20 protein-coding genes are annotated in these 22,431 nt (G+C 66.0%); 8 read left to right on the top strand and 12 right to left on the bottom strand.

Annotated features, from left to right (window positions below; genetic code table 11):
* Positions 1-2: 2 nt before the first annotated feature.
* The 7 genes from E5554_RS03260 to E5554_RS03290 all read right to left on the bottom strand — a co-directional run bounded on the left by E5554_RS03260 (position 3) and on the right by E5554_RS03290 (position 7,942).
* A complete protein-coding gene (locus tag E5554_RS03260) occupies positions 3-1,844 on the bottom strand; it encodes a hypothetical protein (protein WP_063976796.1) in 1,842 nt (613 codons plus the stop codon).
* Positions 1,841-3,589, bottom strand: coding sequence for a hypothetical protein (locus E5554_RS03265; RefSeq protein ID WP_063976797.1), 1,749 nt, complete (start codon positions 3,587-3,589; stop codon positions 1,841-1,843). Before E5554_RS03265 ends, E5554_RS03260 begins: the two co-directional genes overlap by 4 nt.
* Entirely contained in the window at positions 3,582-4,733 is a 1,152-nt protein-coding gene (locus E5554_RS03270) for a tyrosine-type recombinase/integrase (RefSeq protein WP_063976798.1), read from the bottom strand. The genes E5554_RS03265 and E5554_RS03270 overlap by 8 nt, the downstream gene beginning before the upstream one ends.
* 346 nt (positions 4,734-5,079) lie before the next feature.
* Positions 5,080-5,394 (bottom strand): hypothetical protein, encoded by a 315-nt coding sequence (locus E5554_RS03275; RefSeq protein ID WP_210729800.1) that lies wholly within the window; start codon positions 5,392-5,394, stop codon positions 5,080-5,082.
* A 108-nt stretch (positions 5,395-5,502) separates the two neighbouring features.
* Positions 5,503-5,931, bottom strand: a complete 429-nt coding sequence (locus E5554_RS03280) for a DUF2958 domain-containing protein (protein ID WP_136185969.1) — start codon at positions 5,929-5,931, stop codon at positions 5,503-5,505.
* On the bottom strand, positions 5,928-6,905 hold the full coding sequence (locus E5554_RS03285; protein WP_136185970.1) for a zincin-like metallopeptidase domain-containing protein: 978 nt from the start codon (positions 6,903-6,905) through the stop codon (positions 5,928-5,930). The genes E5554_RS03280 and E5554_RS03285 overlap by 4 nt, the downstream gene beginning before the upstream one ends.
* A gap of 503 nt (positions 6,906-7,408) precedes the next feature.
* Positions 7,409-7,942 (bottom strand): DUF2285 domain-containing protein, encoded by a 534-nt coding sequence (locus E5554_RS03290; protein ID WP_136185971.1) that lies wholly within the window; start codon positions 7,940-7,942, stop codon positions 7,409-7,411.
* Positions 7,943-9,050: 1,108 nt separating this feature from the next.
* Between E5554_RS03290 and E5554_RS03295 the strand changes: the two genes are divergently transcribed.
* The 8 genes from E5554_RS03295 (at position 9,051) to E5554_RS03330 (ending at position 14,619) form a co-directional block, all read left to right on the top strand.
* On the top strand, positions 9,051-9,521 hold the full coding sequence (locus tag E5554_RS03295; protein ID WP_099232096.1) for a sigma factor-like helix-turn-helix DNA-binding protein: 471 nt from the start codon (positions 9,051-9,053) through the stop codon (positions 9,519-9,521).
* A gap of 148 nt (positions 9,522-9,669) precedes the next feature.
* Positions 9,670-9,867 carry a hypothetical protein gene (locus E5554_RS03300; RefSeq protein WP_038293004.1) on the top strand — a complete coding sequence of 66 codons (198 nt, stop codon included), beginning with the start codon at positions 9,670-9,672 and terminating at the stop codon, positions 9,865-9,867.
* Between the two features lie 34 nt (positions 9,868-9,901).
* Positions 9,902-10,351, top strand: a complete 450-nt coding sequence (locus tag E5554_RS03305; RefSeq protein ID WP_136185972.1) for a hypothetical protein — start codon at positions 9,902-9,904, stop codon at positions 10,349-10,351.
* Positions 10,352-10,544: 193 nt separating this feature from the next.
* Positions 10,545-10,820, top strand: coding sequence for a hypothetical protein (locus E5554_RS23185; protein ID WP_210729801.1), 276 nt, complete (start codon positions 10,545-10,547; stop codon positions 10,818-10,820).
* Positions 10,821-11,191: 371 nt separating this feature from the next.
* Positions 11,192-11,596, top strand: a complete 405-nt coding sequence (locus E5554_RS03315) for a GntR family transcriptional regulator (RefSeq protein ID WP_210729802.1) — start codon at positions 11,192-11,194, stop codon at positions 11,594-11,596.
* 377 nt (positions 11,597-11,973) lie between these two features.
* A complete protein-coding gene (locus tag E5554_RS03320) occupies positions 11,974-12,108 on the top strand; it encodes a benenodin family lasso peptide (protein ID WP_136185973.1) in 135 nt (44 codons plus the stop codon).
* Positions 12,109-12,214: 106 nt separating this feature from the next.
* Positions 12,215-12,877 carry a lasso peptide biosynthesis B2 protein gene (locus tag E5554_RS03325; RefSeq protein ID WP_136185974.1) on the top strand — a complete coding sequence of 221 codons (663 nt, stop codon included), beginning with the start codon at positions 12,215-12,217 and terminating at the stop codon, positions 12,875-12,877.
* On the top strand, positions 12,850-14,619 hold the full coding sequence (locus tag E5554_RS03330; protein ID WP_247594367.1) for an asparagine synthetase B family protein: 1,770 nt from the start codon (positions 12,850-12,852) through the stop codon (positions 14,617-14,619). The genes E5554_RS03325 and E5554_RS03330 overlap by 28 nt, the downstream gene beginning before the upstream one ends.
* Before the next feature lie 12 nt (positions 14,620-14,631).
* Here E5554_RS03330 and E5554_RS03335 read toward each other — a convergent pair whose 3' ends face one another.
* From E5554_RS03335 to E5554_RS03355, 5 genes are all read right to left on the bottom strand, one after another.
* Complete coding sequence (locus E5554_RS03335; protein WP_247594434.1) at positions 14,632-16,644, bottom strand: Atxe2 family lasso peptide isopeptidase; 2,013 nt, start codon at positions 16,642-16,644, stop codon at positions 14,632-14,634.
* A gap of 129 nt (positions 16,645-16,773) precedes the next feature.
* On the bottom strand, positions 16,774-19,326 hold the full coding sequence (locus tag E5554_RS03340; RefSeq protein ID WP_136185977.1) for a TonB-dependent receptor: 2,553 nt from the start codon (positions 19,324-19,326) through the stop codon (positions 16,774-16,776).
* A gap of 59 nt (positions 19,327-19,385) precedes the next feature.
* The gene (locus E5554_RS03345) at positions 19,386-20,468 is read right to left on the bottom strand and encodes a FecR domain-containing protein (protein ID WP_247594368.1); all 1,083 of its coding nucleotides are present in this window, start codon (positions 20,466-20,468) and stop codon (positions 19,386-19,388) included.
* Positions 20,465-21,055, bottom strand: a complete 591-nt coding sequence (locus E5554_RS03350) for a sigma-70 family RNA polymerase sigma factor (RefSeq protein WP_010335842.1) — start codon at positions 21,053-21,055, stop codon at positions 20,465-20,467. Before E5554_RS03350 ends, E5554_RS03345 begins: the two co-directional genes overlap by 4 nt.
* A 225-nt stretch (positions 21,056-21,280) precedes the next feature.
* Positions 21,281-22,207, bottom strand: a complete 927-nt coding sequence (locus tag E5554_RS03355; protein WP_010335843.1) for a HEPN domain-containing protein — start codon at positions 22,205-22,207, stop codon at positions 21,281-21,283.
* Positions 22,208-22,431 lie beyond the last annotated feature (224 nt).

The following is a 22,431-nucleotide window of genomic DNA, read 5'->3' on the forward strand; positions in this document are numbered from 1 at the left end:
GATCATCCCTCATCGAGCTGGGTGAGGATACGGTCGCATTCGGCGACCCTGGCCTCAGCAAGCGCACGACTGCCGGCATCGAGCACCGGCTGTTCGAGCAGTTTCAGATTGCGGGCACGGCGCATTTCCCACACGGACCGATGTCGGGGCGTGACCGCGAAGTTGGCGCAGGTCGAGCAAGTGGTCTCGGTCCTGAGCACCGGATTGGGGCCGGCCTCGCCGCCGAAGCACGCCGAGGTTTCGGGGCGATAGACGCAGTAACCCCAGTCGCACACGCCGAGCCGCAGGTCGGTTTCCGCCATGAGGAAGTCCACATATGCCTGCACGTCGCCATTCCGGGTGCAGCCGCGGAACCGGGATCGTGCCGCAATGACGCGCCCGGCCTTGCCGCCGAGCGCGGTTGCGGTCAGCATCTCCTCCAGCGCCGCTCGCGTTTCCTCTTGGGCATGACGGTCGATCAACTCGTCGAGCTGGAAGTCGGTGCCGACGTAGCCGCTGTCGGTCATCGCGCGCGTCACATGGCCAAGATGTGCCTGGAGCGCGGCGAGCCCGGTGCGGTCGCGCTTGCCGACGAACCGCGCGAACGTCTTGCGGCCCTGATGGGTGTTGAGGTGCCAGGGCTTGCCCTCGTGGAGCGGCAGGCCGATGAACGGTGCGAACAGCAGATTGAGACGACGGATGATCGTATAAGTGGCCGGCAGGTCGATCTCGACGGCAGGACCGATGAGGCCGGTGCTCGATGTGATCAGGAACAACTCCTCGCGTCGCGACCGGCGCCGCAGCCCATCGGTCAGCTTCTCCATCACTGCGACCGCACGCACGACCGGCTCGGGCGCGATCCAGCGGTGGACGTCACCATGATAGCCGCGTGAGGTCTTGAAGATGCGGCCCGTAAGATAGGCGAACCGCTCGTCACCCGTAGCGGAAGGGTGACGTTCGATGCATCCGGCTTCCAGCCCAAGGATCTCCGAGAGACGGGCGCCGACCAGCCAGGCGATCGTCACGAAGCAGGCATCGTAGAGCCGGTCGGCAAGGTAGCGCACGGTCTTGGTGCTCGTCACCGGCGCCCGATGCCAGGGGGCCTCCTCGCCAGGCAGCACCTGGAACCGGAACGGCGCGATCGCGTCGATGACGCGGAAGCCGGCCTTGGTGGGAGAGAGCCCGGATGCGAGCGCCGCATCATAGGCCGCCTGCGCCTCGCCTTGCAGGGCGAGGATATCATCGGCCGCCGGTCCGATCAGCCGCAGCGCCGACGACAGTAACGGCACCGCGATCGCGTCGGGGGTATAAGGCAGCCAACCTCGATCACTCCTTTTGAACATGCCTGTCGTGCCCGGGAACGGATCACCGATGGCGACCGTCGAGTAGCGCGCGCCTTGGAGATAGATCAGGATGAGCAGGCTGCGATAATGATGGAGTGTGCCCGTCTTGAGCAGTTCGCCCTTCGGGTTTCGGCGCTCGGCCATCGCCGCCATGAACCGCTCGCTTGCGCCGCGATCAAGGTCGGCGAACCGGCGATAGCCCTGATCTGCCATCCAGCGGATGAGGAGGCGAAGCCCCTTGAACAGTCTCATGAGCGTGCCATCATGAACGTGCCTTCGCCCCGGCGGGGGATCGACCTTCGCGCTCCACAACAGGGTCTTTGCCGCCGCCAGCCAGAGCAGTAGCTCAGGATCGGTGAACCGCCCTGTTGCGACCGTAAAACCCCAGTCGAGCGAGTAGTCGCCCCGACTACAACCGGGCCGGATGCCGTCCAGGTGCCATATGTCGTCGCTGAAGCGCGAGCGCGACGATATCGCGATGTCGGGCGCGAACGCCGCCGCCTGGGCGAGCAACAGGGTCATTCCAGCACCGGCAAGGCAGGCAGCCCCGCCATGATCGCCCGCGCGGCATCGTGCAACTCGCCGGGGAAGTCGGGGAGGATATCGCCCGTGAGGATGCGATGGCTCTCGGCGTAGATCAGTGCCCAGCGCGTCGGATCGATCCGTGTCCGTGCTTCCTCCAGTACTGCGATCGCCTGGAGGATGCGCGCCAGATGCTCGGCATCCAGCGGGATCACCAGGCCCGGACAGCGCAGACACGCCCCGAGCCGAGAACAGGGCCTGCCCTGCCTGTCGCCACCGAGCAGATTGAGGCAGTCATGCCCGAACGGCACGCTCGCGGGCATTGCCGCCGGCGGCGCTTGAGAGACGGTATTTTCCCCCATCACCCATCCGATCATCAGCGCCTGCGCGCGGGCGATCGTCTCAGCCTGGATGCGCGCCGCCTCCGGCCCACGCACATAGCGTTCGGTCGTGTCGATGCGCGCATGGTTGAGTAGCGCCTGCGCCGCGATCAGATCGCCTTGGCTCGCGGTATAGACCTGGGTCGCCGCGCTGCCGCGCAGGAACGCCGCCGCAAAGTCGGGAAGCGGTTCGCGCCATCGTTCGGGTGCGGCCCGGTTCCAGATCGCGATCCGGTCATTGGCGCGGTCGATAAACTTCTTGATGCCTTTGCCCAGCGTGCTCATCGATACGAGGCGCACCGTGCCGAGCTTCTCGCTCTTCATCAGGAACAACAAGTCACGCTCCTGCACGCGGGCCTGGCTTGCAAGCGTCGCGGTCATGGCGATCAGCCGATCGATCAGATTGGGCGCCGCATAGGGTCGCCGACGGTCGAACGAACGGCGCTGCGCCCGCTTCACCTTCGCACCAGCACGCGGCTTGCCCCAGTCGATCATCACCCGATGCTCGTCGAGCGGATGCGAGCTCTGGCAGTCGCGTCGCAGACGCCGCAATGGGTCGGGATTACCGGCGGTCTGAACCGCGAGCCCGAGGAAGAAGGCCGGAAGATACTCCAGTGTCAGATGGAGATAACCGGACAGATGCCGCAGCCCGCCACGCGTGCTCAGCGTGGAGACGCCATAGGGGACCTTGCTCGCTGCCGTCACCACGCCATTGCCGACGCGCGCTATTGTGCGCACGAACCGGCACGTTCGCGCATCAACACCGGGCACCGCGCCGCGCGTGGCGAGGATGCGTTGCCCGGTCTCGAACCGGTCCCAGGCTTCGTCGATCTCCTCATAAGCTGCCTGAAGGATGCTTTTGAGCACCGCCTCGCTGAGCTTGGGTCGCGGCGTCGGCGACCGATTGGGCCAGGGATTGTAAGGGAAGTCGATCCGGCTCGGCAGACGATCAGGCGCGTGCCGCTTGGTCCAGTCGACCAGATAGCGCAGCACCGCCAGCGCATTGGCTTTCGAAGGTGCGGTCCAGCCCTTGCCATCCGGGCCTGGCTGTCGGTTGAGCCAGTCCATATAGCGCCCGACCAGTGTGGAGGTGAGGTCGGCCGCGCCAGCCACCGCATCCTCCTCTCGCGCGAACGTCGCGAACAGGCGCAGCGCACGATAGCAGCCGCGCTGCGTATCCGGGCTCGATCCAGCGTGATGCCCCCGGAACGCTTCGGCCAGCAGCACCGTCACATCACCCGGAAGCCCGAGCCTTCCCAGATCGAACCGCTTGTCCACCTCGCCCCAGGCGTCGCGGAACAGGACGATGGTATCACTCGCCTCCCGCGTCACCATGCGCCGGTTGATCGGTGCCCGCCTAGCCATCGTCGATCAGCGCGCCGTAAAGCCAGGCGATGCTCTCCTCCAGTTCGGCACCATGCATTTCCACGCAGCGCAGATAGATGGCAGTGCTGGCGATCGACCTGTGTCCGAGCAGCACCTGGACCACCTTGAGCGGGTTGATTTCCGGTGTCATGCGCGCCTGCCGCTGGAGCTGCGCCAGCATCGTCATCGCATAGCAGTGCCGCAGCCAATGGCCGGTCCCGACCACGCCGGCCGCCTTGAACGCCGCGCTCATCGCAGCCGTGAACCGGACTGGACTGACCGGCTTGCCCCGGCTCGTCAGGAAAAGCGCCGAAGGTGCATGCCATGATGGATCAGCGCGGCGCAGCCGCCGGATCAGCGGGCCGCGCACCTCATCGATGTAGCGATGCGTGGCGTCGAGCAACCGGATCGGCGGATAGACCGTGCGCGGATAGCCGCCCTTGGTGATGCTGAGCCCGATCCCGACCAGCGGATGCTCATCGGCATCCAGGTGGGCGATCTCCGGCACCTGGAACAGCTCCAGCGCGCAAAGCTCCTTGCGGCGCATTCCCGTCACCAGCGCCCAGCTTGCCATCAGATCGTAAGGCGACGCCAGCGCACTGAACAGCCGGCGAAGCTGATCGGCGCGCAGGGCGCGCGGCAGCCGCTCGGCCTCCGGGACGGTCAGCACATTGGCCGCGACGATGCCGGGACGCGCATCGAGATGCGCGAGCATCGACTGCCGCCGATGCGACACACGCACGTCGATGTAATGGAACGGCAGCTCCACGATCCAGCTCCGCTGATGCGCCCAGCCATAAAAGCGGCAGACTGTGCGGACCCGATCGTTGATCGTCGAGCGCCCATAGGGCCGCTTCGTGTGCGGGCTCGGGCGTTCCAGCATCCGGTTGCGCCACGCCGCTATCTCGCGTTCGCCAACCGCGTCCCAGGCGATCCGGGATTGCTCCAGGCTATCGAGCCAGTCGTGTAGATGTTCGCTATAGGTGCGGATCGTCTCGGCCGCGTGGCTGCGGCCCGGGATGGTCGCCAGTTCGTGCAGATACGCGAACGCAGGCTCGATAATCGCCATCCCATCATCGACGATGACCGGGAAGTGCGCCGGGATGTCGCCATAGCCCGGCAACGCTCTGATGATACGCGCCATCTGTCCTCCGTGGCGCGTCGTGCGCGCCCGATAGCAGGACAGCCTATTGCCGTTCAGAGCCCATGATTACGCTCAAAAGGACAGTTTCTGCCCCATGCTTAAATGTGCGGCGCGCTCAGGCGCGCCGATAAACCCAAGGGCGTCCGTGTGACGGACTCGTCGCCCCCGATCGCAAGCGGGACAATACCACAACCGCCGCGCAAGTGCTTGTTCCAGGCCGCCCTCCGCCAGCTCTTCGGGTAAGCGCTGCGGGCGGCCTGGAACAAGCACACCATTCTCTTATTCTTTCTATCGAAGGACAATCTGGACACATGACCTAAGGCGTCGAGCCGGGCCATGTTCTCGATCATCGAGGCTTCGATGGCGGCGGCATCGTCGCCATCCTCCATGATCGCGCAAGGCAGGAGCAGCGCGTCGGGATCGATATCGCCCGCGTCCCGCCGTTCGTCGGCGGCGATACGGCTTGCGTGGAAGCGGCGGCTTCCAGCGATGATGCCGAAACGGCCTTCGGTATCGGGGGGGGGCGGACCAGAAGCGACTGTATGACGCCGCGCGCGCGGATGGTCGGGAGGATGTCGGAAACGTCCGGCGCCTTGCGGCCAAAGCGCATGTTGGTCTTGTCGACATAGAGCCTGTCGAGCGGGATATGGTCGAGTTTCATGGGGCATTCGCCTTTCGTCAAAGGGTGCCGGTCGCGCTGTTTGCGATGCTCAGGACGTGACCGGTACTCAGGGTGGCGGCATGACGCGCCGCCTTGCGTCATCCGCCGTCAGGACGGTGGAAGATCAGGGTCCGCAGCCGTCTCGCCCGAAGCCGGGCCATGGCGGCGGAGCATCGCCTGCGCCCAGAGGATCGAGCCGGACCGGCGCGACCATGTGGCCCAGGCGGAAAGCGGATGAGCCGTCTCGAAAGCGAGATCGCGCTCGATTCCCATGCCATAGGGGAGCCGGACAGCGCCGATTTCCGAGAAACTGAACGTGCCCAGTTCCGGGCAACCAAAGCCAAGATCGGCAAGGCCGAAAAGCGTGTCGCCATCCTCGGCCAGCTCCGTTGCGAGCCATGTCGCCGCGCCCAGCGGGTTGAACAGCTTGAGAAGGGGCACGAAGTCCGGTTCGGCAAGGCCGCCGCGCAGGGCGATGCCATGGCGAATGGCGTTCGCGCGCAGTGCCTCGCGCAGGTCATCGGGAAGCAGGATCATGCTGCGATCCTTTCATCGGCGCGGGCGCTCTGGGCCTCGCGATGGCGGGACAGCAACCAGTCGGCCGCCTTGGAGGCAGCGCTGGCGGCGCGAAAGATGGCGCGGTTGTCCTCGCGCAGGACATCGAGCCACGCACCGAGATAATCGGTGTGACGAACGGTCGGGACGATGCCGAGCGCCGCGCACAGGAAGGCCGAGCCCATTTCCGCGATAAGTTCCTCGCGGGCATAGTCCTTGCTGCCGAAGGGATTGGTCATGTCCCGGTTCAGCCGCTTCGCATGGCCGGTCGCGTGACATAATTCGTGAAAAGCCGTCCTATGCCAGTTCACCGGATCAAAGAAGGCGGCCTGCGGCGGGACGGCGACGAAGTCGGCACCGGGCGCATAGAAGGCCTTGTCCCCGCCTATGCGGAACTCGACGCCCGAGGCAGCGATCACTTGCCGGGCGACCGGCACGATCTCGCTCTCGGCCAATGGCACCGGATCGCCGGCAAGGTCTGCGGGCAGCCCATCACATTGGGCGACGTTGAAGAGGGTGAAGCGCTTGAGGAAGGGAATGGCGCGGGCCTCGTCGCCATCGCGCGTCGCCCGCTCGGCCTCGCCCCTGGGGGTGAAGCGATCGGCATAGACCACGCTCACGCCGCGCTCACCCTGGCGGACGCATCCACCCGCCTCGCGGGCTTGCCGGAAGGTCAGCCAGCCTTGCGAAGGCCAGCTGTTTTCGATGACGGCGCACCACAGGATCAAGATGTTGACGCCCGAGTAAGGCCGGGCCGTCGCCGCGTTGCGCGGCAGGCCGGCCGCGGCGTTGACGCCCGGCCCCCCGACCTTTCCCCATGGCTGGACCCACGGGACGCGCCCCGCCTCCAGTTCCGAGACGATGCGCGTGGTCACCTCGTCATAGAGGGTAGCGCGTTCGCCGTTCCCGCCCTTTCCGACTTCACGGGCAGCACTGCGGCTTGAAGAATTCGGCATGGTCTGTCCTTTCCGCCACCCCAAAAAAAGGCACAAAGCCTCCCCGCAAAGGCGGGGGTGGGCGGCGAAATGCGACCGAGAGGCCCGGCTCCAGCGGGCAGGGACACCGCAAGGGCGGAACGGATGTGGAGCACCCCGCAGGAGCGCAGCGGGCGGGGTTGTCCTTGGCCGCGACGGGCCTAGCCGGGAGCGCCGGCCACACACGCCACGCCGGGAGAGGCAAACAGGAAACGCCGCCGCGCGAACCGCGCGGCGACCATCATCCTGCGCAAGCGATCGTCACCCAAGGCCGAGATCCGCAAGGGGCTCGGGGGCGAGGGCAGCGAGCCCTGGAGCGCGGTCGTGGCCCTGCGCGATGCGCCCCTAGAACCTTCCACGGAAGCCTCCGCTGCGCCGTCATCCCTCCGACCCGGAGATCTAGGACAAAAAGGCGATGCGCCAGCGCAGAACCGGAGGCAGACATGCACGCCCGGCCCATCGAAGCAAAAGATGGACAACGCCGCTCAGCCATTCCCGTCAGGCCAGGATTGCAGGATTGCGGCAGGTCCCTTCTGGCATAGCAGGATGCCTGCCGCCACGAGGCGGCGGACCAGCGACTTGCGGTGCTCGCCATCCCCGGGCCAGCTGCCTGGCCCCAGGACTAGCTCGGCGACGTCCCGCAGGTTCGCGCCTGCGGTGCGTGCATCTGCCGCGAGAAGCGACAGATGCTGGCGCCGCAGGCGATTCGCCTGCTCGCCTGCCCCGGTATGGAAGTAGATCCGCTGGAGCGCGGCCAACTGCGAGCCAAGCCGCTCGTCGGCGATGATTTCGAAGCTCAGCAGCACTGGTTCGTCGGGCAACCTCTCCCCGACAAAATCGATCCGCGCCACCTCCCCCAGGCAGTCGAAGGCGATATGCTCGCCTTCTGTCCCCGAGATGCGGCGCGCCCGGCGGGCCGGCGCATCGAAGCGACAGGACGCATTGGCCTGCCCAGTTGCGATCCGGGCGCGCAGGACGCACGGATCGAGGACGGCAGACCAGACCGGTACCACCTGCATAGAATCCTCCCCTGGATCTTCGGCAAAAGTGCAACCCCCATTGGCGCGCCAGGGCAGCCTTGCGCGAGACCAACGGGCGGTCGTCTTGCCCGGATGGTAGATTGTCAGCGACGGCCGCGCGCTCCCAGTCAGCACGATAGGCGGGGTCGCGCCGCGTCACCTCCCAGGCCAGACCGGCGCGCCCGCGACGCACCAGTGCCTCGATACGGCGAGCCATCGGACCGGCCATCATAGCCAGGCGGCGGGCGGCGGAGGCGCCAGCATGACGGGATGGGCCCGGCGCGGGCGCCGAGGCGATGCGGAAGGGATACGCACATTCGGGGAGCCGAAGCGGTGATCACCAGACCTATGCATATGCCCCCTTTCCGCAAGGGCAGTCGATCTCGATGCCCCAGGCGATGGCGGTGCCCGGGCCGGGCAACGACAGCGCATCCTTTGGTCATCGCGGCCTTCGCGCGAGGCGGTCACCCCCCGAAGATCGTGGCGGGGATTTCCAGCGGGCCGACCGGTCGAGCAATGAGAGGGCATCGCGTGCGTGGCGGCGCGGGGGCCAGGGGGAAGGAGATGAAAGAAATCCAGGGCTCGGGCCGCGGAGCAATCCCAAGCCATCCCTCGCCTCGAGGCCGCGCGGGTCTATAAGCCACTGCGAGCGCCAGGTTCAGGATCTCGTAGCCCGGGAACGCGCAGGAACGCTGCGGGCTGGCAGGCGAGCGGGTCCGACGTATTAACAAGCCGCACCGCAAAGATGCATGATTGCAAAGCGCCATTCATAGGGGGGGGGACGCCGCGAATCACGCAATCTGTGCGCACGACCGAACCGATCAAACGGATCGGCCATCCGCCGCGGGCATATGTCTTCCCCGCGCGTCGGGGTGGCAAACCGGAGATTCGCGATCTACTATCCCTGCGGCCAGAATTGACCATAAACGGTATGGGATTGGATACGTTGGGAAAGGTGCTGCGGGCCGCTCGATCATGATGGAGCGGAGGGAGGTGCAACGCTGGTGCGAACGGCAATCAAGATGATCCTCGCGGCCCCCGCCGCGTCCATCGAGCGGGCGGCAGCCCGCCCTCTCCCCCTACTGGTCCTTGAAGGAGCGATGCAGTGATGGAGGAGGCTGAAGCCCTTGCCGACAGGCTTGCCCCCCGCCATCGCGAATGCCTGTGGCATGTCTTCCAGCTGCGGACGTCCAAGGAGATTGCGGGTGAGCTCGGCATCGGCGTCGGCACGGTGGACTCCTATATTTCAGAGGCGGTAGCAATCCTGGGCGCGCCCAACCGACGCCGGGCGGCCGAAATGCTGTTCGGCGGCAAGAATATGACGCCCCCCGGGAAATCGGGGGGCGAATTGGCGGGGGTAGCCATCGGCGCGAGCGATCCCCCAGTGCCGGGTCAAGGGTTGCAGGTCGGCGAATGGCAGGTGCTGCTTCCCTTTCGTCACAAGGGAGTAGATCGCAATGCACTCGGACTTATCCACCGCCTCTTCTGGTTCATCCTCCTCGTCCTTGCCGCCGCGGCAAGCTTCGGAATGCTGGCCGTCGGCCTCGAGGTCCTCTCCAGATTCTTCGCTGGCGAATAAATCTGGCCCGCATGCCTCGGGCCCGGGCATCGCCGCCCTCGCCAGCGATCTGCACGCCTATGAGAAGCTGCTCCAAGCCCTGTTTGCCAAAGGCGGCGAGCTTTCGACTTCCGCGATCCTGGCGCAAGTCGGCCGCAACCTGTCCCCCGTGGCCGGCCATCAGGTCCTGGCCGCCATCAGCAACGCGCAGTTGCTGACATCGAGCGCGCTCGGACAGGTCGCCGAGGCCCACCGCATGCTAGAAATGCTTGGTCGTAAGCTCGGGATCGACGTGCAAGCGTTCGGCGACGTCCTCAAGCCGCCGGCAAGCGCGATCGGCGTAGAGCCATCCGGAGCCGATGGATGAGCGGCGGCGATGATCCCGCACGTCCGCGACATCGATGACCCCGATCGCGGCCTTCCTCCTGCTGGTCACCGTCTTGGCGATCCACGCCGGCTGGCGCGGCGGCGCCCCCGAGCGTCTCGCGGCAGCGGCGATGCTGGTCGCCACGATTGCAACGAGCCTTACGAACATGCAGGGGGCCTTGGCTTTTCGCGATGTGCAGTGGTCGATCGTCTGGATCGATGCGGCGCTCCTCGCCGCTCTGCTCGCGATCGCGTTGAGGGCGAATCGCTTCTGGCCGCTCTGGGTTGCGGCGATCCAGTGCCTGGCGCTCGCTGCCCATGCCGCGCGTGCCTTCGACGCCGACATCCTGCCGCTGGCCTATTGGTGGATCGTCGGCAAGCTGTCCTATCCCATGCTGCTCCTCCTCATCATCGGCACGGAGCGGCATCATCGACGCCGCCGTCAGGGCCACCGGGATCCGCCGTGGAGCCTCGCCAGCCGATGACGAGCGCCCTCACCTCGGCACGAGACAGTACCCAGACCATGACGCGGCCCAGCCGTCGTCCAGTGGGCGACATCGCATGCCGCCGTGCCGCTCTGGCTCGGAACATGACGGCTCGGCATCACGCCTGGGTGCGATATCGGAGTGAAGGGCGATTGCTCATGGTCCAGGAGGGACAGGATAGGGAGGAGGCCAGATGACAGGCTCGACGGATGGGGAACTGCGCGCCCAGGCATGCCGGATTCTCGCCAGCATGCGCGAGGCGACGAGTGATTGCCTCGGCAGTGACTTCGTATCCACCCCGCGCCTCGACATGCTCGCCCTGCTCTACCTCGCCGAGTGCGAGCATCGCACGCTGCACGCCTGGAGCTTGTGCCTGGCCTCGCAGGTGCCGGCGTCGACCCGCGCATCGCAAGGTGGGCGAACTGGAGCGGGATGGCCTCGTCCTCTGCCGCCGCGGCGCGAGCCCTGAAAGCGGAGCCGAACGAAGCCGGCGACAGCGCGATCACCGCTATGTACGCGTCAGCCTCACGCAGGACGGCAGGGCGAAGATTGTCCGGCTACTTGATCGATTCGTCAACATCTGGGGCGGTGTTTGCCCGGGCGACGGGATCGACATGTCGGCATAGAGCGCAGCCCCTGCCGGGCGCCTGCATGCCTCCGGCGAGGCGTCAGCTTCGACATGCCCCGATACAAGGCCGGCGCCAGCAGGATCGGCACGCGCGATCCCGCGGGCGGGTAGCCGGTGCGCCAAGCCGATACATGCACGCTGAGGCGAAACTGGCAGGGGCCAAGCAAACCAGGGCTCGGGGCGAAGATCCCCATGCGCAGAATGGAGGTAGGATGGCGCCCGAGCCCATCACGGCAGACTATATATATCGTCGTATCCGGCATGAAATTGTCGAGGGCGCCTTCGCGCCCGGCGCGATGCTCAAGCTCAGCCGTCTCACCGATCAGTTCGGCGCGAGCGCTACACCCGTCCGTGATGCCCTGAACCGGCTGGTGGGCGAGCGTCTTGTCGTTCTGCTTCCGGGCGGCGGCTTTCGCGTCCGGAAGCTCGATGCCGACCGGCTCGCCGGGCTCTATCGCTGGCATGGCCATTTGATCCAGTTCGCTCACGAGCGTCCTTTGCCAGAGAGCGCAAGGAAAGGACTCGGCGCGCTCAAGCATGAGGCCCTGGAGCCCGGAACAGGTGGCCGCAGCGTCCGAAAGACTATTCGGCATCCTGGCCTCATTCCCGCGCAATGAGGAGTTGGCGCAGGCAGTGGCAGCAGCCTTACGCGCATTGGCACGCGCGCGGGCCTTGGAGCATCGCCTGCTCCCCGATGTCGTCGGCGAATTCTCGCAGATCCTCGCTACGATCGACAGGGAGCCGATCGGCGCGGCGCGCCGAGCCATGGCCCGCTATCACCGAAAACGCACACAGTCGAGTTTCGTGATCAACAATATAATACAGCCATGAATATAGTCATCCAGAATGATGAGGCATTCTCAATGCTAATGATAATAGTCCGGCCTGCCCAGTCCCAAGGACTCTCATTCCGGCATAATATAAGTTCGCACGCGGAAAATCCGGGTCCTATTCTTCTCGTGCCGCAATCCAGCGGCTACAAGGAGTAGACGAAATGGAACGCAACAGCGAAGACCGCCGTGACGACGTCGTCGAACTCGGCGTGGTGAGCGTCGAAACCAAGGGCATCTCCGGTGGAACGGTCGATGCGCCTGCCGGCCAGGGCCTTGCCGGTATCCTCGACGACTGATCTACCCTGGCGCATTCCCGGCCGGGGATGCGCCAGGCTCCATAACCCGCAAAGCGCGAGGCAGGCTTTGCCTGCGACGCCCGCATGCAGGGAGCCAGAATGCATCATGGCCCGCGCGGACATAAATTGGTGCGATGTCGGAGGGCGGATCGTCGTCATCGATGTTGCGCGCGACATCTACCTCCAATTGCCTCAGCATCTGGTCGAGGCCTTCCACGCCTTGCGACATAGCGGCGCCCGTGCCGATGGCCCCGCCCATCAGTTCGAGGCGCTCGCCCGGATCGGCCTTTGCGACGCGGATTTAGGTCGCCCTGCGGAGCCGAGCCATATCGCGGTACCTGCTCAGGATGCGCCGCCGCCCGCCACAGCCGACGTACAGCGCCGACCCCTTATGACAGGGGCGACAGGGGCGGCGATCGTGCGGATCATCACCATGCGCCTTGCGGTGCGCCTCATTCCCCTGCGCCTCCTCATCGGGTGGGCCCGCCGCCTCCAGTCCCGCCCGTCGGTGCCCATGACGCCAGGCCAGGCAGCAGCCAGAACCGCGCTGTTCGTGCGGGCGCGGCTGCTCGTCCCGGCGCGCGACACCTGCCTCCCCGATTCGATGGCGCTACTGCATTTCCTGCGGTCGCGAAACATGGCCTGCCGCCTCGTGCTCGGCGTGCGCCTCGACCCGTTCGAGGCGCATTGCTGGGTCCAGGATCATGACATGATCCTGGGTGACACGCATGAGCGGGTCGCGTGCTTCACGCCGATCCTGCAGCTATGATGCTAGGCGCCTATCTCGGCGTGGTGACGCTGGAGCGCGACCGGCCGGCCCCGGCCCGAACCGCGGCCGATGCGGTTGCAGAGCGGCTGGGCCTGGCGCCCTGTGCCGTCTCGAGCGCTCACGCCTTGTTCGCGACAGGTCCGACCCAGAGCATCGGCGGCGTTCCTGCAGACATTCACATAGTGGGGCCAGCCTTTTCGCGCGTACCGGGCGAATCCCCGTTCATAGGGGTCGTCGATTCCAACGCCGCGCCCGCTGCCTTTCTCGAAGCGATCGAAGCGCGGTGGGGCGCTTTCGTGGCCTGGACCGGCATCGAGGGAGGAGATGCGGTGTGCATCTATCGTGATCCGTCCGCGCGCTGCCCCTGCTACTACAGGCGCTGGGGAAGCGAACTGGTGGTCGCGTCCCACTTGCCGTTCATCGAGGCGTTCACCGGTCGCGCCAATGCGATCGACTGGACTGTCGTCGAAGACGAACTGCTCTATCCAGACTTGGTCGGACGGGAGAGCGCCCTTGTCGGCATCAAGGAAATCCTGCCAGGCGAGATCCTGCATATCGGGCCCGAGGGCGTCTATCATCATGCGCTATGGAGCCCGGCCAAATTCATCGACGCCGCAGCCCTCCCGTCTTTCGCACAGGCCCAGGACGAGGTCGCGCAGGCGGTGGACAGCGCCTGCCACCACTGGTCGCGGCAGGTCGGTCCGGTGGCCCTGACCTTGAGCGGTGGGCTTGATTCCTCGGTGCTCGCCGCGGCGCTCCCCGGCCTGCGCCATGCAATTACCTTGGTAAGCGGCACAGGGAGCGGCGATGAACGCGCATTTGCCAGCGAGGTATGCCGACATCTCGACCTGCAGTCGCATCAACTGGACCTTTCCCCAGCCGACGTCGCCCTGTCCGCGTCGAGCGCGGCGCAGCGCCCACGGCCCTCCACGCGCGCCTTCACGCAAAGCCTCGTCAAGCATGGCAGCGCTGTCGCCCATGAGGTCGGCGCAAGGGCGATCGCCTACGGCAGCGGCGGTGACAATGTCTTCTGCTTCCTGCGCTCGGCAACGCCGGCAAGCGACAGGATGGCCGCCCACGGGCTGGGGGCGGGATATTGGCGCACGGTGATGGAGGTCGCCGCGGTAACCGAATGCTCGCCCTTCCTGATCGCGCGGCGAGCGCTGCAAAAGCATCTGCGCCGCCGTCGGGCCTGGACGTGGCCTCGGGACGAGCGCCTGCTCGCTCCCGCGCTGCTCGAGGCACGAACAGCGCATCCGCCGCATCCCTGGATCAACGAGTTCGCAGACCTTCCCGTCGGAAAGCGCGAGCATGTCGCGGCGATCATGCGCGGCCTTGCCCTCATCGACTATCTCGATGGCGCGGACGGCATGCCGGTTATCTATCCGCTCTTGTCGCAACCGGTGATGGAGGCCTGCCTACGGCAGCCGACATGGCTCTGGTACGAGGATGGCATGAACCGGGCGATCGCGCGCCGCGCCTATGCCCCCAAGCTCCCGGCCAGGATCGTCCAGCGTGCCTCGAAGGGCGGTTTCACCAGCCTCGTGCGAAGCCTTTATCTCCGCAACCTCGCCGCTATCCGCGCGATGTTGCTGGAAGGCGAACTATGCGCGCGTGGAATCCTCGACCGGCGGGCACTGGAGGCCAGTCTTGCGACGGTGCCGGACGCGGGAGATCATCTCTATGTGCGGATCATGCGATTCGTGGATGTCGAAGCCTGGCTCGCTGCCCGTCGCGGCTGACCCTACTCAGCCTCATGGCGCAGCACCCTCGTTCGGCTTGAACCAGCGCTGGAACCAGGCGAGGTTTCGCTCATAGACGGCGAGCCGATGGGCTGGCTGCAGCTTGACATGGCCCTCGCCCGAAAAGACATACATCTCGGTCGGCCAGCCGGCATTCTTGACTGCCGCGTAGGTCGGCAACGCGAAGCGGAACTCCTCCTCGCCCGCCTGGATGAGCAAGGGAACCGGAGGCAGCGCCCCGAGATTGGGCGCCAGCGACCCCTGTTTCCAGAAGTCGGGACGATCCTCGTGGAACCTTGGATATCCCGACTTCGCATACCAGTCCTCGAATCCGGGGCCAAGACTGGCCATCATCGCCGGATCCTCGCAGCAGGTGCTGAGCGCGACGGCCTTGAACAGGCGCGAATGGATGAGCGCGAAGGACGCTGTGGAGGCACCGTCGCTTTGCCCGGTGATGCCGATGCGGGCGGGATCGGCGATGCCCCGGGCGATCAGGCGCTCGACGACGATTTCGAGGGAGGACTGGACGCTGCGCCGATCCAGCCAGTCCTTCTGGTTGGCCTGGAGGAAGGCGAAAAGATCGAGCGGCTTTCCCTGGAGGGCGTACCAGGGCGGCCGATTGAAGCTCAGGACGGCAAAGCCATGGGCCGCGAACAGCTGGATCGGGAATTCGTCAGCGGTACCGCCGCGCAGGAAGCCGCGCGATTCATATTGGACGACAATGAGCGGAACGGGATGTCCGGGCCGATAACCGGAAGGAAGGACGAGGTCGGCAAAGGTCTCGATGCCGAATGCATTGCGCCAGACCAGGCGCTCGGGGTGGCGAAGCCGGATTGCGGCAAATTCCGGATTGGGATCGTAGATCGTGCGGACCTTGGCCGTGTCCACATCGACGCCGATCACATGGCGAGGCGCAGTGCCGCCCTCCGCCGTACAGACCAGCTCCTGAGGCCCGAGCTGGCAGCCCAGCCAGGGATCGTTGGTGCCAAGCAGCCGCCGAGGTGCGCCTGCGCCGAGGTCCCAGCGCATCAGGGCCAGTTCGCTACGCGCCACGCCTTGTCGCTTGAGGAACAGGATCGTGCGATCATCACGCTTCCACAGGCCGATCACGTCGCTGCAGGCCTGCTGCGGGCAAGGCAGTTCGCGGCCGTTCACCGAAACATGGAGAATATTGGGCTTGAACAAGGCATCGGGATTGGCCGGTGCCAGCCAGGAACGATCTGCGCCGCTGCCCAGCGGCAGGGCCTGGATCGCCCCAGTCGGCCAGCCCGGCGTGCCCGCCGGCTCCAGGACGAGGCGCTGCGCATCGCTTGCCGGGCGCACGGTTCGATCCGCCAGCGTGATGACGTCGGCCCGGCTCGGGATCGGGGATGGCGGGTGTGGCCGGCCACCGGCCAGGGGCCAGAAACGCAGGTCGTAGCGCCATCCGCCTGGCGCCTCGCTGTCGATCCGCCGCTCCGCGTCGATCAGGCCGGCGCGACTGGAATAGACGATCGCCTCGCCGCCTGGCAGCCACTGGAAATCGTCGATCGACACGTTCGAATGCGTCAGTTGCGTCTCATCCGTCCCATCGGGGCGAACGAGATACAGCTGCATGATGCCGCCCACCGCCTTGGTGAACGCCAGAAGCTTGCCATCGGGCGCCCAGCGCAGGACCGACGGCACCGGCGCGCCTGCCACAAGGCCGGAGAAGCCATATTTGTCGAAGGAAAGCCGGATGACCTCGCCGCCATCGGCGACGATCCGCGGCGGCGCGGCGCTCCGGGTCTCCTTCACCAGGATGCCGGTGCAATAGCGGTTGGACGAAGGGTCGCCCCGACGAAGCTGCAATGCCACATGCCGGCCGTCAGGCGACAGCGCCGCCGGGGCCCCCGGATAGCTATCGAACTGCATGCCCCCGAAATCGCGCAGGCGAACAAGGTCGAGCGCGCTGATCTCGCGCCGGGCCTCCGCCGGCGGCGCGGCGGGCGGCAGCAGGTCGCAGGGCGGCTGGCTTGCCCGGGATGCGACCGGCACCAGCGCCATGCCAAGGGCAAGGCCGCCAAGGGCGATTTGTCGCTTCCCTGGGCGCGCGCGGCAACCGGAGCGATGGACCCGCCGTCGCGCTGCCATTCGCTTGGATCCAGCTGCGGGAAGATCACGACCGGTCATCGCTCACCACTCCTTGGTCAGCGAGACGCTGATGAAGCGGCCGATCGCGGACTGGTTGGTGGAATCGTAGCTGACATAATAGTTCGCTACCGCGCGCGCATAGGCAGGCTTGTCATTGAGAACGTTGCGAACGGCCAGCGCGAAGCCGACGCCCGGGACCAGTCCTTCCTGCGAGGGGCGGTAGACAAGCGCGAGATCGAAGGTCGTCTGCGATCCCACTCGCACAGCGGGGCTATTGCGGGTGTCGTCCACCCCGCCGCTATAGTTGGCAAAGGCGGATGCGCTCAGGGGGCCGCGCGTCCATGTCGCTCCGGCCCGGCCCCGCCAGTGCGGCGGATTGAAGATCGTCCCGGCAAGGTCGGTATAGGGCAGCGACGGGTCGAGCCTCTGGCGTGACTGCAGCCAGGACGCCGAGCCTGTCAGAGACAGTTTGTCGCCGCTATCGAGCTCAGCATCATAACGGGCCATGAGGTCGACGCCGCGGATCTTCTGACGCGCGACATTGAAGAATGTATTATAGACGGCGGCGACGACTGCATCCGGGTCGTAGGCCTGCCCCGAATAGTTGAAGAGCGGGACGGGCGATGCGGCGATCAGCGCCGCTTGCTGGTCGGCATCAGGATAGGGATCGACAAAATCGTCGAGGGTCAGCCGGCCGAGCGCGTTGTAGAAGTCGGTGCCCTGGAATGGCTGCGCCACCCGGTCGCGATAGGCGATCTCGAAATAGCTGGCCTCCAGCCGCAGCCCGGAAACAGCGCGGGGATGGGCGGCCAGGGTCGCCGACCAGGAGGTCGCGCGCTCGGGCTTGAGCGCCCGGTTGCCGCCATTGGTGAACAGCGCGGTCGCGCCCGCCGGGTAGCCCGAACCACCCAGGGTCGTCGCGTCGTACAGAAAGGCATATTGGGGCTGGTATTGCTGGTACAGCGTCGCTGCCTTGAAGGATTTGCCCCAGGATGCCTTGAGGTCCAGGTCCGGGCTCGGCGCATAGATCAAGCTCAGCTTGGGTGTCAGCACGTCGTCGATACCGGGATATTTCTCGTAGCGCAGCGCGCCGGTGAGCGACAGGCGATGGATGGCGGCGACCGCCTGTCCTGGCGAGACCAGCGGGACGTAGATTTCGCCGAAGCCATAATAGCTGTCCTGGTGGACGTCGATCGGCTCGGGCAGGCTGCTGGAGCGGTTGAGATAGCCATTGTCGCGATAGCCGGCGCCGCCGGCGAACCTGACCGTGCCGGCGGGCAGGCCGAAGAGGTCACCCTGCGATGTCGCTTCGAGGGACTTGACCTTATTGCAGTAGCAATAGGGATAGGCGCTGACCGCGCCGGCCGCAGTGGTGGTGAACTGCCTGGTGTCGGTCCGGTCCTCGCCATAGACGCCACTGATGGCAAAGGAGAGCGAGGGCGTTGCCTGGAACGACAGCGACGGCGCGATCGCGAAGGACTGGTTGGTCGGCTCGGTCGTATAGCGCGACCCGCCCGGCACCTGCAGGACGGTGGGAGCGCGCCGCCAATTATAGAGGCCGTCGATACTGAAGGTCAGGTCGGGAGAGAGCGCATGGTGCAGGCTCAGCACCGCACTGTGCCGCTTCACGGCAGGCAGCAAGCTAGTATTGCCCGGCATATATTGGGTATAGCTGCGCTGCCGGGCGGTGATCGCGGTGTCGCGCTCGAAATCATAGGTCGCCATGAGGCCGCCGCCGTTCCAAGTCGTTCCCGCGACGAGGCTGTATTGCTGCTGCGTATTGCCGCCGTCAGTCGCGGAACCAAGCCGCGCGGTAGCGGAGGCGCCTTCATAGTCCCTGCGCAGGATGATGTTGGCGACGCCGCCCACCGCATCCGAGCCGTAGAGCGCGGAGGCACCGTCGGCGACGATCTCGATGCGCTCTACCGCGGCAAGCGGAATGGCATTGACATCAATCGCCTGGGTGAAGGAGCCATAGGCGAGGCGATGGCCGTTGAGCAGCGTCAATGTCGCATCTGGCCCGAGGCCGCGCAGATTGATGCTCGAGCCCGAATTCTGGTTGTTGTTACTGCCCGGCGCACCGGGCGCAACGCCCGGATTCTGGCCACCACCGAAGCTTTGCGGCAGCGTGCGCACTGCCTCACCAAGGTCGGTCTGCCCGGCCTGGGCGATTTCGCGACTGCTCAGGACGGTGACCGGTGAGGCCGGCGGCGCTCCGCGAATGCGCGACCCTGTCACCAGGATCGCGGCATCCTCACCATGTTGGGCCGCTGCGGCTTGCGGCGCCTGCGATCGCCCCACGACGAGGACCGTCCCATCCCGCTCGACCGTGGACAGGCCGCTGCCAGCCAGCAGCGTGTCGAGTGCCTCCTTGAACGTATAGGCGCCGTCGAGCGCAGAGGCGGACTTGCCGGCGACCGCCTCGGGTGTGAAGATGATCTCGCGCCGGGCGGCGCTGCCGAGCGCTCGCAGCGCATCGCCGAGTCCCTGGGCAGGCAGGTGCAGCTCCTGGCGTGGTTCCTGCGCCCCGGCCGGAACGGCCAGCGCCCACAGGCTCGCCGCCAGGAAAAATGCACTCGATCTCTTGTTGCTCATGGTTACCCCCTTGTCCCGTTGCAGGCTGTTCAGGGGTATCCATGCCGGTCAGGCGAAATTTATGAGGGCGGGCACGAATTTTTTTCGTGCGCAGCGCAGCGTCGGCCCAGCGCGATGCCTGACGGGCCCCGGACGAGGGAGAGATCGAGCACTTCTGCAAGGTTTGCGGCAAGGCGCGTGGGTTCGCGGACGCGGAAGATGCCCGAGACGCGCAGGTCGCCGAGCCCGGGCTCGGCCAGGACCAAGGGACGGGCCGCATAGCGGTTCGCCTCGGCGAGCAGATCGCGCAGCGGCACGTTCCTGAAATCGCGCAGGTCGCTCGGCCAGTCGGCCTGGACCACCGGGATTGCCTGAAGCGCCACGCTCCTCCCAGCACCGATCGCGATGCCATGGCCGGCGGTGAGGCGCGTTACCTCTCCGCTGTTTCGGGGCGATCCTGCGGCCGTGCCCATGGCGGGCTGGCGGACATCGACCTGGCCTTCGATAAGCGCGACGGTAGCGCCCTGGGCTCGAAGCGTCACATCGAAGATGGTGCCGCGCGCGAGGACAGAGCCCCCGCCGGCCGCGACGACGAACGGCCGCGGCTCATGCGCGACGACGAAACGTGCCCGCCCACGCAGCAGCGCCAGGTCGCGCCGCTCGGCCGAGAGCGTGACGCGCACGCGGCTGTCGGCATCGAGGATCAGGCGGGATCCGTCGGCCAGCCGGAATGCCCGCACTTCCCCGGGCGACGTGGCGAGGCTCGCCTCGGCGAACGGTGCCCTGCCCGTTCCGTCCGCCTGGATGAGCGGATGGCCGGGGCCGATCGCGCGCATCGCCGCCGCGGTCAGGCCCACCAGCATGGGAACGGACACGAGAAGGAGCAGCAGCATGAGGAGCGGGCTCCCCATCATCCGGGCGAGCAGCATGGGCTGTCTCGCGGGACGGCGTGCATCCGGGACCTCGACGGCGGGCTTCAGCCCTTTCCCGAGGCTGAACACCTCGCTGATATGGCTATAGGCCTGGCGATGCGCCGGATCGGCGGCAAGCCAGGTCTCGAACTCCACGCGCCGCGTCTCGGCTTCGGGACCGCGCATGAGGGCAAACCACATGGCAGCGTCCTCGCGCAGTTCGGGCGTTCGCGATCCATCCATCTGTGTCATTCGGTTTCAAGAGCCGTGGAGATTTGTGCCAGTGCCCGCCCGACATGATATTGGACGGTGGGAATGGAGATGCCGAGCCGCTCGGCGATCTCGCGATAGGTCAGTTCGTCGAGGCGGTGAAGCAGGAATGCCTCGCGGGTCCGGTCGGGAAGGCGCTGCACGGCATCCTCGTAGCGCGCCATGAGGTCGGCATGCGCGAGGGCTTCCTCCTGGGCAGGCGGCACTGCGATGTCGGCTTCCTCGCCGATGGCGACATGGGCGGCGGCCATGCGGCGCGCGCGGCGGCGGCTCCGTTCGAACAGGAGATTGCGTGCGATGCGCTGGAGATAGGGCGCCGGGTTGGCCAGGCCCTCGCGCGCCATGAAGGCGGCGAGCCGCGCGAAGGCTTCCTGCACGAGATCGGGCGCCTCGTCCGCCTCGCCGATGCGACGACGAAAGTAGCGGGTGAGGCGCGGGGCCTCTTCCCGGTAAAGCCCCTCGATCCTGCTGGCCTTGCCGCCAATCTCGTGCGCGTCCTCACCGGGGTCCGGGTCGGCGGATTGCGCAGCGATGCGGCGTTCGCCGGCAAGCGCCCGGGCATGTCGCATTGGCATGGAAACGCACGACCTCGTCGGGCCAGCAGTCGTCGCGCCTCGGGACGGTCCGGGGTTGGCGAGAGCTAGCGACGCGCGAGGTCTTTAGAAAAACCCCTGCCACCCGACCGCAGGGACGGATGTAGTGATGCCTGGCAAAACAGGAGGGAGGCGGGTGCCGGCGATCAACGCCTCCGCAGCCCATGATAGCCAAAGGTGCGAAGTGCGCAAGACGTCGGCTCAAGCCTGATCGGTAACGGCCCTGCGCAATTCGGCGATGCGCGACTGGCACAGGGCATGGACGCGCTGCCCAAGGACCTCGGCATGGCCGGCGAGCCATTCCAGGTCCTCGCGGCTGATCCTGTAATGGCGCGAATAACGACCCTTGCGATAGGCGTCCTTCAATTTCTGGTAGAGCGCGCGCTCCCGCCGCGTGCCGCGCGGCCAGACATCGAAGAGGCTGCGATCGATATCCTCGGCAAGGTCCCGCAGGAACAGAATATTGTGATCGTAAGGGGTATAGAAAGTGAAAGTCAGCAACAGGCCCTGATAGAGATTTTCAACCGTTTGATGAAGGAGAAACGCCGCCTCATTACAATAGTCCTTTTCAATCGCGACCTTGGCCAGATCGAAGAACCGGGTTGCGTCACCGATGTACTTCGAAAAATATTCTTCGGCGGCCGCCAAGGCCATGTCCGGCGTCTTGGGAACCGGCGTCTTCAGCGGCCGATCGTCGGATTCGTAGAGAAGGATGCCGTCGTTGAGGATATTCATGAAAAACAGTCGGCCATGCGCCAGCCCGTCGTTCACCTCCTGAAGCGAGTGGACGATGAAATTGGCGGGCGTGCCAAGGGTCTTCTCGAAATTATAGGCGGTGACGATCCGCTGGTCCGTCTCGTCCCAATAGGCCGCACGATCCGTCAGGTCCTTCTGGTTGACGATGACCAGCAGGTCATAGTCGGACTTGTACCGGTTGGCATCGAGCGGGGCGTCCACCCAGTCGCCGCGGGCATAGGATCCGAACAATATGATCTTGAGGATCCGGCCGGACTTGCGCCGCCCCGTCGCCGCGACGGTGGCGTCGCGAAGCCCCTGGAACAGCATTTCCACGACAAGGTCCAACTCGCGCTGCTTGTGTAGCGGCAGATGATCGAGATCGCTCCGCATGGCTCAGGCCTGGCGCGCTCTGCCAAGGAAGGGGACGGCGATGCGCAAAGCGTGCGAACTCCAAATGCATGGGCGGTACCGGTTGCAATGCAAGCCCAACGAGCAAAGCGGCACAAATATAGAACGGGACAGCGTGGAAACACAAGGTTGGAGGCGACCGTTACAAAAGCGGGTCAAGATCCGTCACTGATCGACAGCGACCAGCCGATTAGAGTTCAGGCACT

The organism is Sphingobium sp. PAMC28499, assembly GCF_004795815.1.
In the GTDB taxonomy this organism is placed as follows: Bacteria; Pseudomonadota; Alphaproteobacteria; order Sphingomonadales; family Sphingomonadaceae; genus Sphingobium; species Sphingobium yanoikuyae.